The organism is Streptomyces echinatus (assembly GCF_014203595.1).
GTDB classification, from domain to species: Bacteria; Actinomycetota; Actinomycetes; order Streptomycetales; family Streptomycetaceae; genus Streptomyces; species Streptomyces echinatus.
The window spans coordinates 20631-38320 of sequence record NZ_JACHJK010000006.1; the positions used below are offsets into that span (position 1 = coordinate 20631).

A 17690-nucleotide genomic window follows, 5' to 3' on the forward strand; every position below is an offset into this window, starting at 1 on the left:
CGACGCGCAGGGCCACGGGGTGTTCCGCGGCGGCAGCGCCGGTGATCCGGTGCCCCGGTGAACGGCCGGCACGACGCACCCGCGCCGTGCCCGGTCAGGCCGGGCACGGCGCGGGAACGGCGGCGTGGCCGCGGGCGTCACCTCCCCCGTGGGTGACGCCCGCGGCCTTTCCCCCGGCGCCGGTCTGTGGCCCCCCGCCGTCCGTGTGCCGTCACCAGCACATGACCGCCGTCTCTCCCGAACCCCACGTGGAGTACAGGCGGACCCGGACGGCATAGCGTCGGCCCCTGACGAGCCGGACGCGGACGGCGGCGTTGTCCGGGGTGCCGCCGTCGTCGTGTCCCGCGAGGAAGCGCGGTTCCCCGTCACGCTCCTCGAAGACCACCAGCACGCTGTCGGCGTCGCCGAAGGTGCCCACCGTGTACGCGCGGGTCTCCGGCGGCTCGACGGCGAAGTCGGCCTGCCCGCCCGCCCCGAGACCGAGCGGCGCCGACCGGAACGGCAGCAGCGCGGCCGGACCGGACGGACCCATGGGCGGGTACCAGCGGAGCGCGAACTCCTTGTCGGCCGGGGACAGGGCGCCGGGCGGACGCAGCCCCCCGCGGTACCGCTCCGGCTCCAGCACCAGCCCCGGTCCGAACGGCAGCGTCATGACCGACTGCGGATCCCACACCGGGCCGCCCGCCTCCCCGGCGTCCAGCCGGCGCAGCACGTTCGTGTACGTCGTCTCCCGGCTCCAGAAGTTCGGCGGGCCCGCCAGCTCGGCGTACACGGCCTCGTCGTCCCAGTGCAGCCCGGCGAACGGGCTCTGGTGCTCGTGCACCATGCCGAGCGCGTGCCCGATCTGGTGCAGGACCACCCCCCGCTCCCCGGGTCCGGTCACGTCCCAGCCGAGGTTCATGGTGCGTTCGCCCCGGCCGGCCGACAGCGCGTCCCGGCCGATCGCCGACCAGGAGCCGGCACCGGCCTGGAACCCGATCCGCAGCTCCGCCTCGTGGCGGTCGCCGGTCTCGGCGAAGGTGACGCCGATGCCCAGGTCCTGCCACTCGCCGAAGCACCCGCGGACCACGTCCCGCTGCTCCTCCCCGCCGGCCCACGGCACCCGGCGCGGTTCCCCGGTCCCGGGGACCGGGACGACCGACGCGTCGGAGCGGGCGTCCAGGAAGCAGTAGTGCAGCACCGTGCCGTCGACCCACATCCGCCGCCCGGCGAGCAGCGCGTCCTGCCGCTCGGCGGTCAGCCCCGGGGCAAAGGCCGGGGCCGGCTGCCGCGGGAGCGAGCAGAGGCGTCGGGTCATGCGGCCAGCCTGCCCGCCCGCCACGGCCGGACGCCTGAGTCGGGGGCTACTCAAGTCGCCCTGTATCAGAACTGAGTACGCGTGCTCTGAACGGTGTGAGGACCTACGAGCAGGACGCGAAGACCCTGGAGTCGCCCTGGCCGTTCACCGGCCGGGTGGACGAACTGGAGCTGGTGCGCGGTGCGTCGGCCGCGGGCCGGCCCGGCATCGTGCTGACCGGCCCGGCGGGCCACGGCAAGACCCGGCTGATCACGGAGGCGGTCCGGGGCACGGACCACGCCCGGGTGACCGGCACGCCCGAGGCCCGGGAGCTGCCCCTCGCCGCGTTCGCGCACCTGCTTCCCGACACCGTGTCGCTGCCCCGCGCGGTCCGCATGCTGTCCGGCGTGCGGGTCCTCGTGGTGGACGACGCGCAGCTGCTGGACGAGACCTCCGCCGCCCTGGTGCACCAGCTGGCCGTGCACGGGCGCACCCGACTGGTCGTGGCCGCGACGGACGGCGTGCCCGCGCCCGCCGCGGTGTCCCGGCTGTGGACCGGGGAGCTGCTGCCCCGGCTGGCCCTCGGCCCGCTGTCCCGCGAGGACACCGCCCAGCTGCTGGCCGGCGCCGGGCTGGAGCCGCTCACCGTGGGCCGGCTGCACCGGGCGTGCCGGGGCGATCTGCGGCTGCTGCGCGATCTGGTGGCCGCGCTCACCGGGGCCGGCCGGCTGACGCCCGTGCCGGGCACCGGCGAACGGGCCTGGCGGGGTCCGCTGCCGGTCACCCCGGCCGTCCGTGAGCGGCTCGCCCCCGCGCTGGAGCGGTCCGGCCCGGGCGGACGCGACGCCCTCGAACGCCTCGCCTTCGCCGAGCCCCTGCCCGTGCCGCTGGACGAGCTGGAACCGGACGTCCTCGAACCCCTGGAGGCGGACGGCCTGATCCACGTCGACGACCAGGGGGGCGTCACCCTGGCCCACCCCCTGCACGGCGCCGCGCTGCGCGCCGTGGCCGGCACGCTGCGGGCCCGGCGCCTGGCCCGTGCCGTCGACGCCCACGGCCCCGCCCTCGCCGTCGAACAGCGCACCCTGATCCGGCGGATGGAGCAGTTCGACGTCCGGCCGGTGCCGGCGCCGGTGGGGGAGTGGCTGGTGGCGGAGGGCGTCCCGCTGCCCGCCGGGTACGCCCGGGTCCGCGCCCGGTTCGCGCGCCTGCGGGGCGAGCTGCGGGAGGCGGCGGCCTGGGCCCGCGAGGGACTGCGGGAGACTCCCTCGGACACCGGCTGCCGGGCCGAACTCCGCCTCGCCGAAGGACAGCTGCCCGAAGGGCGGCCGGCCGGCGGCGGTGACCCGGACGACGTCCACTCCGTCTACGCGGCCGTGCGCCTCGGTGCGCCGGAGCGGGCGGCGGGCCGGTTGCCGGCCGGCAGTGTGCTGGCCCGGCACGCGGACGCGCTGGCCCGCGGGGACGGCGCCGCCCTGGACCGGGCCGCGGAGGCGCTGGCCGAACGGGGCTTCCTGCTGTACGCGGCGGAGGCGCGGGCGCAGGCCGTGCGGGCGCACCGGGATCCGCGCGCCGCGCGGCTGTCCCGGACCCGGGCCGTCGCCCTGGCCCGCCGCTGCCAGGGGGCCCGCACCCCGGCGCTGACCGGGCTCGTCCTCGGTGAACTCACCGTCCGGCAGCGGCAGATCGTCGCTCTCGCGGCCGCGGGTCTGAGCAATCGGGAGATCGCCGAGAAGCTCACGCTGTCCGTGCGGACCGTCGGCAATCACCTGTACAGCGCGTACACGCGGCTCGGCACGGGGGACCGGGGAGCACTGCCCTGGCTGGTGGACGCGCCCGAGCGGGAGACGGCGTAGCGGGTGCAGGGCGCCGGCAGGCCGCCGCCGGTGGCGGGCCGGTCGTCGGGCGCGGGCCGGTCGTCGGGCGCGGGCCGGTCGTCGGGCGCGGGCAGGTGCCGGCCGCGCGGCTGCCGCGCCCCGCGTCCGGACACCGTCCGCTCGCTCGGGTGTCCTCGTTCCGGTGCCGTCGGCCGTGCCGGATCCGTCCTCACGCCGCCCCGAACGCCGCGAACGCCCAGCCCGTCGCCTGGTGGACCGCGTCGCCGGGCAGGGCCGCGCGGGCGTCGCGGAGGGCCTCGGCCAGGGAGAGGCCCGCGCCGAGGCCCTTGTGCAGCGCGAGCATCAGCGGCACCACGGCCGCGTCGTTCACCGGTGCGCTGCTCGCCACCACCCCGGCCGTGCCCAGCGGCAGCAACGCCGTCACCAGGCCGAGGAGTTCGTCCGCGCCGACCGAGGCGAGACGGGCGGTGTCACAGCTGGACAGGATGATCCGGTACGGGCTGCGGGCCAGCCGCTCGAAGTCGTGCACGATCAGCGGTCCGTCGGCCATCCGCAGGGCGGAGAACAGGGGGCTGTCCGCGCGGAACGTACCGTGCGCCGCGAGGTGTGCGAGACTCGCGCCGTCGAGTTCCGCCAGCACCCGGGGCACCTGGGCGTCGTCGCCCTCCAGGACCGTCGCCGTGCCGTACCGGTCGGCCAGTCCGGGCACCTCCGCGCCGCCCGTCGCCAGGCCGGGGCCGCGCACCAGGACCGGCCGGCCGGCCGGCGGCGGCGCCGTCTCCCGGGCGCGCAGCCAGCTGCTCGCCGACGGAGACACACTGAGCACCCGCTCCCGCAGCGCGGGCAGCAGCGCCCACGGCACCCGGTGCAGCGCCCCCGGCGGCACGATCACCACCGGGCCCGGGCCGAGCCGCGGCACCGCCCCGGCCAGCAGCAGCTCCTGCAGCCGCCGGCCGGCCGCCTCCACCAGCGGCAGCCGTGCCTCGGCCCCCGGGTGGGCGAGCCGGCGCAGCCCCGCCTGCACATGCTCGGCCTCCGCCACCGCCTCCGCCAGCGAACCGCCGGCGAACCGCCGTACCCTGCCCTGCCCGCACAGCAGTACGTGCACCCGGCCGTCCACCACGGCCAGTTCGAGCAGCCGCACGTCACCGAGCCGGTCCAGCAGCCGGCCCACGTCGAACCGGTCCCCGGTGTCACCGGCGGCCCCGCCCATGTGCCGGGTACGGGAACGGATCTCCCGTTCCAGGCGCCGCCGCTCGCGCTCCAGCGCGGGCACCGGGCGGCCGTCCATCCGGGCGGCCTCCGCCCGGGCCGCGATCTCCCGGTAGGCGGTCAGCCCGCTCAGCAGCGCCGGATCGTCGGGCGGCCGGGTCGGCGGTGCGGTCAGCACGGTCGCCCGCCACCGCTCGCTCCAGCCCAGCAGCCGTCGCGGACTGCCCTGGGCGAGGCTCACCTCCTGGGCCAGCGCGGCCAGTTCGGCGCCCTGCGCGCTCGCGTGGGCCCGCAGCTCCGAGGCGCCCAGCGTCATCCGGTGGTCGTCCAGCACGTCCAGGCCGCGCCGGCACGCCTCCAGCACACCCCGCCGGGAACCGGCCGCCCGCGCCCGCAGCGCCTGGGCCGCCCAGCCGGTCACCCGGGCCGGCGCGGGCCCGCAGTGCCGGCTGCGGGCGGCCACCGCCAAGTGCCGTTCCGCGTCCGCCGTCCAGCCCAGTGCCAGCGCGATCCGGCCGGCGAGCAGCGAGGCCTCCGGCGCGGCGGGCGAGCCGAAGGAGGCCAGCCGCTCGGCCACCGCCGCGGCGTCCGCCACCATCCGCCCCGACCGGCGTCCGGCCGCCGTCCGCGCCTCGATCAGCACCAGCCGGGCGTGCGTCTCCCACCACGTCCGGCGCTGCGCCGCGAACAGCCGTACCGCGAGGGCGGCGCGGGCGATGGCGGTGTGCGCGTCCCCCGCCGAGCGGGCGGCCCACGAGGCGGCCAGCAGCAGCTCGGCCTTGCGGGTGGACTGCCCGCCGATCCGGTCCAGCAGGGTGATCGCGGCGTCCGCCTCGGCCAGCGCCTCCGGGGCGAGCCCCGCCGCCATCAGCACCTCGCAGCGCCGGATCGACAGGTTGTAAGTGGGGGTGCCCAGCTTGGCGTAGCGCTCCTCGGCCTCGTCCAGCAGCCGCAGCGCGGCCGGCACGTCCCCCGACCGGAACGCGGCGAGGCCCCGGCTCTCCACCGCGTCGGCCTTGTCGTGCTCCTGGCCGGTGGTGTCCCACAGCCGTTCCGCCGCCGTGAAGTCGGCGACCGCCCGGTCCACCGCGCCGAGCGCCAGGTGCACGGTGGCCCGCAGGGTCAGCGCCCGCGCGGTCCAGATGTCGTCGGCCAGCTGCCGCAGCACCGGAAGCGCCCGCCGCACGTCCTCCAGCGCCTCCCGGTGCCGCCCCAGCACCCACCACACATAGGCCCGCCGGTACAGCACCCGGGCCCGGGTGTGACCGCCGCCCCGGGCGACCCCCCGCTCGAAGGAGGCGAGCCCCTGCCGTGTGCGCCCCGCGTGCACCAGTGCGACCCCCAGGGTCGCGAGCACATCGGCCTCCCGGTCGGCCGACTCGGCGCGGGCGGCCAGGTCCCGGGCCCGCCGCAGATGCCGGAGCGCGACGCGCAGATCGCCGAAGTCGCGCTGCCAGATGCCGAGCACCTGGTGGGCCACGCTGGCGTGCAGCGGGGACGGGCCGGTACGCAGGACGTGTTCCGCGCGTGCCCGGGCCTCGCCCGGATCGGCGAACACCATGGGCAGCAGTTCGAGAACCGGCTCGCTTCCCGCTGTCACGTCTCGCATGGTAGTGGCCTGCTGTATCAGACGGCGGCCCCGCGGCTCTCACTGTCGCACACCGTCTCCAGGGGGAGGACACGCATGGCGCCACAGCGATTCCACGAGCAGTTCCACCACATCCAGCGCTCTCTGCCGGACGTCCCGTTGACCATGGGACCGGACGACGCCGCGGGACACCTCTACGAGAAGGGTGTCGTGCTCGTCCGGGACGGCGAGGAGGCCCGGTTCGTCGAGGACGCCGTGCGCGGCCACTTCACCGAGACCGCGGGGCTCGTCCCCGACCATGTGCGCCGTGTGGGCCCGCAGGCCGGCCGCACCGGCGTGACCCGGATCCGGGTCGGCGACCCGGCGGAGGGCGAGGACACGGTGCCGCACGCCCTGCGCGCCGTACGGGAGGCCGAGGGCCGCCGGGGACGCAGGCTGGCGGGGCGCAACCACGTGCTGCACATCGCGGTCAACGCCTGCCCCGGCGACGAGCCGGTGCCCGTCCCGCGCACCGGTACCGCCAACCCGGGCACCGCCGAGGGGAGTTACGACCCGGCCACCGCGGTCGGCGTCCTGGTGGTCGACACCGGCCTGGTGCACGACCACCGCTCCTGCCCGCTGCTCGCCCACACCACCGGCGACGCCCAGCTGACCGAGACCGACGGCGACGGAGTGCTCCGCCAGTACGTCGGCCACGGCACGTTCATCGCCGGGCTCCTCGCGGCCGTCGCGCCCAACACCGACATCACCGTCCGGGGCACCCTCAACGACGCCGGTGCCGTCCTGGAGTCCGAGTTCGGCGCCCTGCTCTTCGAAGCGGTCGACCGGGACGGCTGGCCGGACATCATCAGCCTGTCCGCGGGCACCCCCAGCGCCGACACCGACGGCCTGATCGGCCTGGACGCGTTCATGCGGGAACTGCGCGACCGGCACACCCTGCTGGTGGCCGCCGCGGGCAACAACGGCAGCGACACCCCGTTCTGGCCCGCCGCCTACGCAGGCCTGCCCGAGTTCGCCGACAGCGTGCTGTCGGTGGGCGCCCTGCGCGCCGACGGCGAGGGGGCGGCCTGCTTCACCAACCACGGCCCCTGGGTGCGGGTCCACGCCCCCGGCGAGCGCCTCACCAGCGCCCTCACCGGGTTCACCGCGCCCGTGCCGTACGTCTACCAGCACTCCACCTACGACAGCTGCCGGTTCGGCGCCGACTACGCCTGCACCTGCCAGTACCCGCGCCACACCGGCGCCTTGAGCGAGGGCCGGGAGAGCACCGGCGCCAAGCCGGACCAGGTGATGTTCGACGGACTCGCGCAGTGGAGCGGCACCTCGTTCGCCACCCCGGTGGCCGCGGGCCTCGTCGCCGCCCGGATGACGGCGTACCGGGAGCGCGACCCGCGGGCGGCGGGCGCCGGCCTGCTGGCGGCCACCACGGACCGGGCCGAGGTGCGCGGGGCGCACGTCCCGGTGCTGCGTCCGCCCACCTGGCGCCCCGTGCCGGCCGTCGTCGCGGCTCAGCCCGCATGAGGTCCGGAACCCTCCACTCCACGGCGTACGATGACGTGCCGTACACAAGGGGTGGAGCCGTGGACCGAACAGAGGTCGGCGCGTTGGTCCAGTCCGCCGTCGACGGGGACGCCGCGGCCTGGAAGGCGCTGGTGGAAGGGATGAGTCCCCTGGTGTGGTCGGTGGTGCGCGCACACCGGCTCTCGGACGCCGACGGGCACGAGGTCTTCCAGACCGTCTGGTTCCGCTTCGCCCAGCACCTGGGCCGGATACGGGAACCCGACAAGGCCGGTGCCTGGCTGGCGAGTACGGCCCGCCACGAGTGCCTGAAGGTACTCAGGGGCCTGGCCCGGCTGACCCCGACGGACGATCCGAGGGTGCTGGACCGGCCCAGTGAGGACCGGACGCCCGAGGAGACGCTGATCGACTCGGAGGACGCGGCGGACCGGGCCGAGCGGGTCCGCCGGCTGTGGCAGGAGCTGGACGGACTGGGCGAGCGCTGCCGGCAGCTGCTGCGCGTGCTGATGGCCTCGCCGCCGCCCAGCTACGGGGAGATCTCGGCCGCGCTCGGCATCGCGGTCGGCAGCATCGGCCCGCTGCGCCAGCGCTGTCTGCGCCGGCTGCGGGCCCGGATGGACGCGCGGGGTGCGGTGTGAACGCGGACGACGAGAACGGGACGGCCGGGGAACCGGGCCCGGACCAGGACGCGTTCGCGGACGCGCTGCTGGAGGAGGAGCTGCGTCAGGCCGCCGCCGTCCTGGACCCCGTCCCGGCCGAGCTGGTGCAGACGGTCCTGGACGCCTTCGTGCTGCACGACCTGGACGCCCGGCTCGCCGAGCTGACCTTCGACTCGGTCGTGGACGCGCTGCCGGTCAGGGGGGTCGTGGACGCGCCGCGCATGCTGACGTTCCGCTCGGGCGAGGTGACCGTCGACGTGGAGGTCACCGGGGACGGGCTGATCGGTCAGGTGCTGCCGCCGCAGTCGGTACGGATCGAGGTGCTCGGCGGTCCGGGTGCCGCCCGCCCGGTCACCGCCGACACCCTCGGCCGGTTCACCAGCGACACCCCGCCGGCCGGCCCGTTCGCCCTGCGGCTGCGCACCGGCGCGGAGGTGATCGTCACCGAGTGGCTCCGGGCCTGAGCCCACCCGCCGGCCGGATCCCGCCGGCCCGGCGGCTACAGGGCGTCGACCAGCGCGGCCAGCGCGGTGGCGAGCCGTTCGAGCCCCGGTCCGGCGGGGCCGCCCGGCTCGGTCATGTAGGTGTCCCGCCGGATCTCCACCATGAGCGCGCCGACACGGGTGTTTGTGCCGTAGAACTCCAGCGGCACGTACGTCCCGGCGAACGGGCTGTCCAGCCCGGTCTCCCCGCACCCGGCGAACGCCTTGCGGGCGGCCTCGGTCAGCTCCGCCGGGGTGTGGAAGGCGTCCGTGCCCAGGCACACCGGCGGGCGCGGCCCGGCGCCGTGCAGTTCGTAGGGGAGCGGCTCGGACGGGTACGAGTGCACGTCGATGATGACGGCGCGCCCCGTCGCGGCCAGCCGTCCGGCCACCGCCTCCGTCATGGCCGCGGCGTACGGCCGGAACCAGCGGGCGAGCAGCGGCTCCGGGTCGGCGCCGGCGGGCCGCAGCTCCCCGCGGTGCGTCGTCCGCGTGTACACGGCGCCCATGCCGACGGCCGCCATCTCCTCCCGCTCGTCCGGGAACCGCTCCGGGTCCACGACCAGCCGCGACAGCCGGTTCACGAACCGCCAGGGCGCGAGCCCCGCCAGCTCGGCGGCCCGCCCGGCGATCTCGGCGGTGTGGGCGTCCGTGATGTGGTCCAGCTCCCGCTCCAGCGCGGCGTCGTCCAGCACGATGCCGTCGCGTACGTCCCCGGGTATCGCCCGGGCCGAGTGCGGCACATGCAGCAGCACCGGCGACTCGGCGGCACCGGGAAGGAGTTCGAACGAAGGGGCGGACTCGGTCACGGGCTGCTCCGGGGTGTCGTCGGTGAGGGTGTGCACGATCAAGCTGCCACACGGCACTGACAACGGGGCGGGTACCCGGCCGCCGGCCGCCCGGGAGCGGGGCGGGCGAGCCGCCCCCGCGAACGGCTCCGCCCCGGCCGGGCGGTGCCGACCGGGGCGGAGCCGTCAGGGACCGGCGGGCCTCGGGGGACCGCCGGGACGCGGGTGTCAGCTCAGGGACGCCAGCGCCTCGTTCCAGGTGGCCGACGGGCGCATGACCGCGTCCGCCTTGGCCTTGTCGACCTGGTAGTAGCCGCCGATGTCGGCCGGCTTGCCCTGGACGGCGTTCAGCTCGTCCACGATCTTCGCCTCGTTCGCGGCGAGCACCTCGGCGAGCGGCGCGAAGGCCTTCGCCAGGTCGGCGTCGTCGGTCTGCCGCGCCAGCTCCTGCGCCCAGTACAGGGACAGGTAGAAGTGGCTGCCGCGGTTGTCGATGCCGCCGACGCGACGGGTCGGGGACTTGTCCTCGTTGAGGAAGGTCGCCGTGGCGCGGTCGAGGGTGTCGGCGAGGACCTTGGCGCGGGTGTTGCCGGTGGCCGCCGCGAACTGCTCGAAGGACGGGACGAGCGCGAAGAACTCGCCCAGGGAGTCCCAGCGCAGGTAGTTCTCCTTGACCAGCTGCTGGACGTGCTTCGGCGCGGAGCCGCCGGCGCCCGTCTCGAACAGGCCGCCGCCGGCCATCAGCGGGACGACCGACAGCATCTTGGCGCTGGTGCCCAGCTCCAGGATGGGGAAGAGGTCGGTCAGGTAGTCACGCAGCACGTTGCCGGTCACCGAGATGGTGTTCTCGCCGCGGCGGATGCGCTCCACCGACAGCTTGGTGGCCTCGACCGGGGACAGGATCCGGATGTCCAGGCCCTCGGTGTCGTGCTCCGGCAGGTACTGCCGGACCTTGGCGATGAGCTGCGCGTCGTGGGCGCGGTTCTCGTCCAGCCAGAACACGGCCGGGTCGCCGGTGGCGCGGGCGCGGGTGACGGCCAGCTTGACCCAGTCGCGGATCGGGTCGTCCTTGGTCTGGCAGGCGCGGAAGATGTCGCCGGCGGCGACCGGCTGCTCGATCAGCACGTCGCCCGCGGCGTCGACCACCCGGACCGTGCCGGCCGTGGCCAGCTCGAAGGTCTTGTCGTGGGAGCCGTACTCCTCGGCCTTCTGCGCCATCAGACCGACGTTCGGCACCGAGCCCATGGTGGAGGGGTCGTAGGCGCCGTGGGCCCGGCAGTCGTCGATGACGGCCTGGTACACACCGGCGTAGGAGGAGTCCGGGATGACGGCGAGGGCGTCGTGCTCCTGGCCGTCCGGGCCCCACATGTGACCGGAGGTGCGGATCATCGCCGGCATCGAGGCGTCGATGATGACGTCCGACGGGACGTGGAGGTTGGTGATGCCCTTGTCGGAGTCGACCATTGCCAGGGCCGGGCCCTCGGCGATCTCGGCCTCGAAGGAGGCCTTGATCTCGGCGCCCTCGGGCAGGTTCTCCAGGCCCTTGAGGATGCCGCCGAGGCCGTCGTTCGGGGTGAGGCCGGCCGCCTTGAGCGTCTGGCCGTACTTCGCGAACGTCTTCGGGAAGAAGGCGCGCACCACGTGACCGAAGATGATCGGGTCGGAGACCTTCATCATCGTGGCCTTCAGGTGCACGGAGAACAGGACGCCCTCCTGCTTGGCGCGGGCGACCTGCGCGGCGAGGAACTGCTCCAGCTCGGCGACGTGCATGACGGAGGCGTCGACGACCTCGCCCGCGCGGACCGGCACGGACTCCTTCAGGACGGTGGTGGTGCCGTCCTCGCCGACCAGCTCGATCCTCAGCGTGCCGGCCTCGGCGATCACCACGGACTTCTCGGTGGAGCGGAAGTCGTTCTCGCCCATGGTCGCCACGTCGGTCTTGGACTCACCGGTCCAGGCGCCCATGCGGTGCGGGTGGGTCTTGGCGTAGTTCTTCACCGAGGCCGGGGCGCGGCGGTCGGAGTTGCCCTCACGCAGCACCGGGTTGACGGCGGAGCCCTTGATCTTGTCGTAGCGGGCGCGGATCTCGCGCTCCTCGTCGGTCTTCGGGTCGTCCGGGTAGTCCGGCAGCGCGTAGCCCTTGCCCTGGAGCTCGGCGACGGCGGCCTTCAGCTGCGGGATGGACGCCGAGATGTTCGGCAGCTTGATGATGTTGGCCGCGGGGGTCTTGGCCAGCTCGCCCAGCTCGGTCAGCGCGTCCGGGATGCGCTGGTCCTCGTTCAGGTACTCCGGGAAGACGGCGATGATGCGCCCGGCCAGCGAGATGTCCCGGGTCGTCACGGGCACACCGGCCTGCGAGGCGTACGCCTGGATCACCGGCAGGAACGAATGCGTCGCCAGGGCCGGGGCCTCGTCTGTGTAGGTGTAGATGATGGTCGAGTCAGTCACCGGGTGCTCCGCTCCACGTCTGCAACATTGCTCGACATCAAGATATCTCGTGATCGGGGTCGGCTCGACAGGGGTCCTGGCCGGAAAATGTGCCGGACGTCATCTCGCGCGCGATCCAGCGGCAGATGACGTCCACCACGTAGATGTGCTCGGCCCGGGTCAGCTCCCGCCCCTTCGGTACGCCGTGCCAGCGCCGCAGGCAGCCCCGGCAGCAGGTGGCCGTCGCGTGCTGGGCCACGAAGACCGGGTGGCCGCGGTAGGGCGTCTGCTTGCCGTCCTTGTACGGCTCGGCCGGCGCCAGCCGCCGGGCGATCAGGTCGTAGGCGTGCCACCGGATGGTGGCCGGCCCCTTCAGCTCGGCGGTCGCCCGGTCCCGCCCGCGCAGGTGGAACTTCGCCCGGAACGGCTGCCGGGCGATCGCGTCGAGCCGCTGGTCGAGAGCGCGGGGATCGGTGGCCGGACGGCCGGGCGCGTCGGGGGCGGGGTCGGGAGAGGGGGAGGAAGTCATGCTCCTTCGAGCGTAGCCCGCCGGGCGCGGGCGACGGCCGGGGTGGGCGCGCCGTGGGCTCCCGAGGTCAGGAGCCGGCGTCCGGCCGGTGCCAGGGGCTCGGCCCCGTGCCCCGGTGCCAGGCGTTCAGATCGTCGCCGTTCACGCAGACGATCCCGCACTGACGGGCGTACTCGAGAGCGGGTTCCGTGAAGTCGCTCGTGGTGACGACGGCCGCGACGTCCGCCTCGTGGATGGTGAAGCAGGTCCCGCCGAAGCGCTGTACGTCCTGGGAGCCGACCTTGTGGTCCTCACCGTAGTACTTGCACTGGATGACCACGCGCCGCCCGTCCGGGGCGACCGCGACGACGTCCGCTCCCAGGTCGCCGGCGCCTCCCACCACCTCCGCCTCCCGGCAGTCGTCACGGACGCACAGCTCGGCCACCGCCTGCTCGAAACCGTCGGGGTCGAGCCCGGCCCAGCCGGTCCCAGGGTGATCCTCACCGCACGTGTCCAGGGGTACGGTGACGGTCGGCGCCGGTTCCGGAGCGGGCCCGTCCACGCCCCACCCGGGGCCCGCAGGCACCGGGTCGCCGAACGGCCGGTCCGGCGCGCCGGTCCGTACGGCGGGGCCGGCCGCGTCGTGAGGGACCGCGGCGTCCAGCCCGGCGGACGCCGTCTCGGCCGCCGCCTGAAGCGCCCGGGCGGCCCGGCGGGCGCATCCCCCGGCGGACAGGCGGTGCCACCTCGACCGGAACCTCAGAGCTCCGGCCAGGCCGAGTATCGCCAGCACGACGGCCCAGACCGGGCGGCGTTCGACGATCCCCGCCGCCGTACGCGCCACGAACGCGAGGACGCACAGGAGGACCGCGAGGAGGAGGAAGAACATCGCGGTGGTGCGCAGATCGAAGCGCCCCCTGCGCTGCGTCCATCGGTCCCGGTGCACGGGAACGGTCATGCGGGCCACCTCCAGGTCGACGAGGTCGAAGATCTCCCGACTACGCATGCCCAAGATCACCGGGCGCTCTCCCGGGTCCGTGCCCGACTTCCGCACGGCGCGGCGCCGGACGTGTCCGGCGCCTGCGCCGCACCGGTGCGCGGACGGCCCGTGGAGGGGGCGGCGGCGGGCCGCGCCGGCAGGTGCGTGCACCCGTCCGCCCACGGCCCCCGGCGCCCCGTTCGGTCGGCGCCCCCGCCCGGTCGACGCCCCCGCCTAGTCGGCGACCGCCGGGTCGACGTGGGTGACGTCCTCCCCGCTCCGCTGCTGCGGGATCACCACCGACCCCTGCTGGAGCGCCACGGTGCGGGTGGGGGCCGGGATGCGGATGCCCTCCGCGCGGTAGCGGCGGTGCAGGCGCTTGATGAACTCGTGCTTGATCCGGTACTGGTCGCTGAACTCGCCCACGCCGAGGATCACCGTGAAGCCGATCCGGGAGTCGCCGAAGGTGTGGAAGCGGATGGCGGGCTCGTGCTCGGGGACCGCGCCGGTGACGTCCGTCATGACCTCCGTGACCACCTCCGCGGTCACCCGCTCGACGTGCTCCAGGTCGGAGTCGTAGCTCACGCCCACCTGCACCAGCACGGTCAGTTCCTGCTCGGGGCGCGTGTAGTTGGTCATATTGGCCTTGGCGAGCTGGCCGTTGGGGATGACCACCAGGTTGTTGGAGAGCGCGCGGACGGTCGTCTGCCGCCAGTTGATGTCCACGACATAGCCCTCCTCCCCGCTGCTGAGCCGGATGTAGTCACCCGGCTGGACGGTCTTGGAGGCGAGGATGTGGATGCCGGCGAAGAGGTTGGCGAGCGTGTCCTGCAGGGCCAGGGCGACCGCCAGACCGCCGACGCCCAGGGCGGTGAGCAGCGGCGCGATCGAGATGCCGAGGGTCTGCAGGACGACCAGGAAGCCGATCGCCAGCACGAGCACACGGGTGATGTTGACGAAGATGGTCGCCGAACCCGCAACCCCCGAGCGGGACTGCGTGACCGAGCGGACCAGGCCGGCGATCACCCGCGCCGCGGAGAACGTCACCACGACGATCAGCCAGACCCGGAGCACCTCGTTGGTGTGGTGCTGGACGGAACGGGTCAGCGGCAGCACCGCCGCGGCCGCCGAGGCGCCGCCCGCGATCGCCGCCCAGGGGACCACCGAGCGCAGCGCGTCCACGATGACGTCGTCTCCGCTCCAGCGGGTCCGCTTGGCGTGCCCCGCGAGCCAGCGCAGCAGCGTGCGCGACATGAAGGCGAGCACCAGGCCCGCTCCCAGGGCGATGCCGGCGAGGACGAGGTCGTCCAGGGTCAGCGAGCGGTTCACCGGTCACCTCCGGGGCGCGCTGCCACTGCGGGAGGCCGGTCGTGAAGTCTCGTCACTTAGTCACCTGCTCGATGTCCGGGATGTGCGACCGCGCCGGCCCCGGAACTCCGGTGACCGGCGCGCTCGTTCATCCTGCCGTATCCGGCACACCAGTTCTTACCGGGTCCGGCGGCTTCGGGCAGTGGTTCAGACGATGCCCTCGGCGAGTTCCGCCTGGTCACGGTCGCTGCCGTACGCGGCGGTGGTGGGGGTGCCGTACGACCGGCGGGCGACGTACCACCAGACGCTGGCGAGGACGAGGACCACGGCGAGGGCGATGGAGGCGTAGTTCATCGTGTCGACCGTGACCGGTGACGCCTGCGGCAGGCAGAACAGCACCGTCACGCACGCCACCCAGCCGACCGCGATCCAGCCGATCGGCCTGCTCCAGCGGCCCAGATGCCACGGCCCCGGCTGGAAACGGTCGCCCGCGCGCAGCCGGAGGAAGACGGGGATCGCGTAGGCGGGGGTGATGCCGATGACGTTGATGGCGGTCACCGCGTTGTACGCCGTCGCCGAGTACAGCGACGGCAGGGCGAGGACGCCCGCCACGACGACGGCCAGCCAGACGGCGGCGACCGGGGTCTGGGTGCGGCCGCTCACCTTGCGCCACAGGTGCGAGCCGGGCAGCGCCCCGTCCCGGCTGAACGCGAACACCATCCGGCTGGCCGCGGCCACCTCGGCGTTGCCGCAGAACAGCTGGGCGATGATGACCACGAGGAGCAGCGCGCTGGCGCCGTCGGTGCCGAGACCGTCGAGCATGATCTGGGCGGGCGGCACACCGGTGTCCGTGGTGCGCGTGGTGTCGTAGTCCTGGATGGCGAAGGTGAGTCCGGCCAGCAGCACGAACCCCGCGATCCAGGACACCCAGATGGCGCGGACGATGCCGCGGGACGCCGCCACCGAGGCGTGCGAGGTCTCCTCCGACAGGTGCGCGGAGGCGTCGTAGCCGGAGAACGTGTACTGGGCCAGGAGCAGGCCGATCGCGGCCACGTACAACGGGTTGTCCCAGCCAGTCTCGTTGACGAACTCGGTGAACACGAACGACGGCGAGCGGTGGTGGTCGGGGACGATCGCCAGCACGCCGACGATCAGCGCGACGCCCGCCAGGTGCCACCACACGCTGACCGAGTTGAGCAGGCTCACCAGGCGGACGCCGAACAGGTTCAGCACCGCGTGCAGCAGCAGGATGGCGCAGAAGATCAGCATGGTCCTGCCGGGCGTCGGCTCGAAGCCCCACTGGATGTTGGCGAACGCGCCGGCGAACAGGGCCGCGCCGTAGTCGATGCCGGCGATCGCGCCGAGCAGTCCGAGCAGATTCAGCCAGCCCGTGTACCAGCCCCAGCGGCGGCCGCCGAGCCGGTCGGCCATGTAGTACAGGGCGCCGGAGGTCGGATAGGCGCTGGTGACCTCGGCGAGCGCGAGCCCGACGCACAGCACGAACAGGCCGACGCCGGCCCAGCCCCACAGCATCACGGCGGGGCCGCCGGTGGCCAGGCCGAAGCCGTACAGGGTCATGCAGCCGGACAGGATCGAGATCACCGAGAAGCTGATGGCGAAGTTGCCGAAGCCGCCCATGCGGCGGGCCAGCACCGGCCGGTAGCCCAGTTCGCGCAGGCGCTGTTCCTCGTCCTGCTGCGGCAGACCGGGGGAGGGGGCGGGCGAGGGATCGGGGGTGGGGGACACGCGGGGACCTCCGGGATCGGGCGGTTGTCGAGACAGTTGTCGAACGGGACCTGCTGGGTGGTGCGGAGGAGCGCTCAGCGGTGGTGCGGAGGGGGTTCGGCGGTGGTGCGGAGGAACGGTCGGCGGTGGTGCGGACGTGCGTTCAAGGGCGGTGCGGAGGGGCGTTCGGGAGTGCGGCGGGTGGTTCAGGAGGGAGAGACGGGGCGTTCGGGGGCGGGAGCGGGCGTCCCCGCCTCGGTGTCCGGCACGTTCAGGGGCGTGAGCCGTCCGCGGCGGCCGCACAGCGGTCCCGGGCCTGGACGAAGATCTCCACGGCACGGTCCCGGTCCCGGGTGCGGTACATCCAGGGCGGGGGCGTGAAATAGGGGCCGATCGCCTCGAACACCCGGGCCGCGTCCGGGAACTGCAGCGAGCCCCACAGGGCGTGGGCCAGGTGGTTGAGGTCGGGCAGCGCGCGTTCTGCGGGCGGGGTCCGTTCGAACCAGTCCCGCAGCGCGCGCCGTGCCTCGCGGGCCGCTTCCTCCACCACCCAGTGCAGGTCCAGCGCCGCGTCGTGCCCGCTGTCGCGGCGGTAGCGCTCGACGCGGACGTACAGCGGCAGCAGGTGCAGCGCGGAACCCGGCGGGGCCTGGCCGGCGGCCCACTGCGCGTACCCGGCGGCCTCCGCGAGCCGTCCCGTGCCGCCGCGCGCGTACAGGAACTGCAGCATCCGGTGGTGGGCCTCGCGGTTGAACGGGTCGCGCTTGCCGGCCTCGGCCAGCAGCCCCCAGGGACCCGGCGGCAGCATCGGCTCCGGCGGCCCGGCCCGGTGCTCCTCCCAGCGCTGCTCGGGATCGAGCTGGGCCAGCGCCAGCAGACACACCCAGGGCACGGGATCCCCGGGCGCGGCCACCGTGGCCGACTGGGCGGCGTCCCACGCCTCGATCCACAACTCATGGGTACGGCGGTGCTGTTCCCGCCGGGCCCGCAGCGCCCGCTCCACGCCGACCCGGGCGTGCATGACCGCGCCGTGGACACTGTCCGGCTCCTCGGCGAGCCACGCACGGACGACGTCGGTGCCGGCGGCCGTCGCCGCCAGTACCTGGGTGCGCTGGGTCCACTGCCACCACTGCGTGGTCTCCGCGAGCAGGGTGCGCATGGCCATCCAGCGGCCGGTGCGCAGGTCCTGGAGCGCGGAGCGCAGGGCGTGGTCGGGGCCGGCGGGATCGTAGGAGGGGCGGACTCCGTCTCTGGCCATCAGCCGCCGGCCCCCGGCCACTGGCGCACGGGCGAGGTGGCGGGGTGACGTTGCAACAGCCCTCCCCTGGGCGGTGGTGGAGCGGTCTTCGTGTGGTCGGCGGTCACTATAGAGGCGGAGGTTC

At 74.6% G+C, this 17690-nt stretch carries 13 protein-coding genes; 4 read left to right on the plus strand and 9 right to left on the minus strand.

The genetic code is table 11. The annotated features are described in order from the left end of the window. Nucleotides 1–211: 211 nt before the first annotated feature. The gene (gene absR1, locus FHS34_RS17885) at nucleotides 212–1297 is read right to left on the minus strand and encodes a beta-glucuronidase AbsR1 (RefSeq protein WP_184966439.1); all 1086 of its coding nucleotides are present in this window, start codon (nucleotides 1295–1297) and stop codon (nucleotides 212–214) included. Nucleotides 1298–1392: 95 nt separating this feature from the next. Between absR1 and FHS34_RS17890 the strand changes: the two genes are divergently transcribed. Next, nucleotides 1393–3132 (plus strand): LuxR family transcriptional regulator AbsR2, encoded by a 1740-nt coding sequence (locus FHS34_RS17890; protein WP_184966441.1) that lies wholly within the window; start codon nucleotides 1393–1395, stop codon nucleotides 3130–3132. A gap of 190 nt (nucleotides 3133–3322) precedes the next feature. On the opposite strand, the gene FHS34_RS17895 is transcribed toward FHS34_RS17890, so the two are convergent. After that, nucleotides 3323–5935, minus strand: a complete 2613-nt coding sequence (locus FHS34_RS17895) for a CHAT domain-containing protein (RefSeq protein WP_221509107.1) — start codon at nucleotides 5933–5935, stop codon at nucleotides 3323–3325. Between the two features lie 75 nt (nucleotides 5936–6010). On the opposite strand from FHS34_RS17895, the gene FHS34_RS17900 reads away from it, so the two are divergent. The 3 genes from FHS34_RS17900 to FHS34_RS17910 are packed head-to-tail and all read left to right on the plus strand — an operon-like array spanning nucleotide 6011 to nucleotide 8555. After that, nucleotides 6011–7435, plus strand: coding sequence for a S8/S53 family peptidase (locus tag FHS34_RS17900; protein ID WP_184966445.1), 1425 nt, complete (start codon nucleotides 6011–6013; stop codon nucleotides 7433–7435). Then, nucleotides 7432–8070 (plus strand): RNA polymerase sigma factor, encoded by a 639-nt coding sequence (locus tag FHS34_RS17905; RefSeq protein WP_184966447.1) that lies wholly within the window; start codon nucleotides 7432–7434, stop codon nucleotides 8068–8070. Before FHS34_RS17900 ends, FHS34_RS17905 begins: the two co-directional genes overlap by 4 nt. After that, the gene (locus FHS34_RS17910; protein WP_184966449.1) at nucleotides 8067–8555 is read left to right on the plus strand and encodes a hypothetical protein; all 489 of its coding nucleotides are present in this window, start codon (nucleotides 8067–8069) and stop codon (nucleotides 8553–8555) included. Before FHS34_RS17905 ends, FHS34_RS17910 begins: the two co-directional genes overlap by 4 nt. Nucleotides 8556–8590: 35 nt before the next feature. On the opposite strand, the gene FHS34_RS17915 is transcribed toward FHS34_RS17910, so the two are convergent. The 7 genes from FHS34_RS17915 to FHS34_RS17945 all read right to left on the minus strand — a co-directional run bounded on the left by FHS34_RS17915 (nucleotide 8591) and on the right by FHS34_RS17945 (nucleotide 17566). After that, nucleotides 8591–9382 carry an N-formylglutamate amidohydrolase gene (locus tag FHS34_RS17915; RefSeq protein ID WP_184967186.1) on the minus strand — a complete coding sequence of 264 codons (792 nt, stop codon included), beginning with the start codon at nucleotides 9380–9382 and terminating at the stop codon, nucleotides 8591–8593. A gap of 207 nt (nucleotides 9383–9589) precedes the next feature. Further along, the gene (locus tag FHS34_RS17920; RefSeq protein WP_184966451.1) at nucleotides 9590–11809 is read right to left on the minus strand and encodes an NADP-dependent isocitrate dehydrogenase; all 2220 of its coding nucleotides are present in this window, start codon (nucleotides 11807–11809) and stop codon (nucleotides 9590–9592) included. Between the two features lie 37 nt (nucleotides 11810–11846). Further along, complete coding sequence (locus FHS34_RS17925; protein WP_184966453.1) at nucleotides 11847–12317, minus strand: DUF4186 domain-containing protein; 471 nt, start codon at nucleotides 12315–12317, stop codon at nucleotides 11847–11849. A 67-nt stretch (nucleotides 12318–12384) separates the two neighbouring features. Beyond that, nucleotides 12385–13302 carry a restriction endonuclease gene (locus FHS34_RS17930; protein ID WP_372478581.1) on the minus strand — a complete coding sequence of 306 codons (918 nt, stop codon included), beginning with the start codon at nucleotides 13300–13302 and terminating at the stop codon, nucleotides 12385–12387. A 207-nt stretch (nucleotides 13303–13509) separates the two neighbouring features. Next, complete coding sequence (locus tag FHS34_RS17935) at nucleotides 13510–14604, minus strand: mechanosensitive ion channel family protein (RefSeq protein ID WP_184966455.1); 1095 nt, start codon at nucleotides 14602–14604, stop codon at nucleotides 13510–13512. Nucleotides 14605–14790: 186 nt separating this feature from the next. Continuing rightward, a complete protein-coding gene (locus tag FHS34_RS17940; RefSeq protein WP_184966457.1) occupies nucleotides 14791–16329 on the minus strand; it encodes an amino acid permease in 1539 nt (512 codons plus the stop codon). A 250-nt stretch (nucleotides 16330–16579) separates the two neighbouring features. After that, complete coding sequence (locus FHS34_RS17945) at nucleotides 16580–17566, minus strand: hypothetical protein (RefSeq protein ID WP_184966459.1); 987 nt, start codon at nucleotides 17564–17566, stop codon at nucleotides 16580–16582. Nucleotides 17567–17690 lie beyond the last annotated feature (124 nt).

What these genes read in the sequence shown, in the direction of transcription:
- absR1 (WP_184966439.1), bottom strand. Translation starts at nt 1,297, where the DNA reads ATGACCCGACGCCTCTGCTCGCTCCCGCGGCAGCCGGCCCCGGCCTTT.
- FHS34_RS17895 (WP_221509107.1), bottom strand. Translation starts at nt 5,935, where the DNA reads ATGCGAGACGTGACAGCGGGAAGCGAGCCGGTTCTCGAACTGCTGCCC.
- FHS34_RS17900 (WP_184966445.1), top strand. Translation starts at nt 6,011, where the DNA reads ATGGCGCCACAGCGATTCCACGAGCAGTTCCACCACATCCAGCGCTCT.
- FHS34_RS17905 (WP_184966447.1), top strand. Translation starts at nt 7,432, where the DNA reads ATGAGGTCCGGAACCCTCCACTCCACGGCGTACGATGACGTGCCGTAC.
- FHS34_RS17925 (WP_184966453.1), bottom strand. Translation starts at nt 12,317, where the DNA reads ATGACTTCCTCCCCCTCTCCCGACCCCGCCCCCGACGCGCCCGGCCGT.
- FHS34_RS17930 (WP_372478581.1), bottom strand. Translation starts at nt 13,302, where the DNA reads ATGCGTAGTCGGGAGATCTTCGACCTCGTCGACCTGGAGGTGGCCCGC.
- FHS34_RS17945 (WP_184966459.1), bottom strand. Translation starts at nt 17,566, where the DNA reads ATGGCCAGAGACGGAGTCCGCCCCTCCTACGATCCCGCCGGCCCCGAC.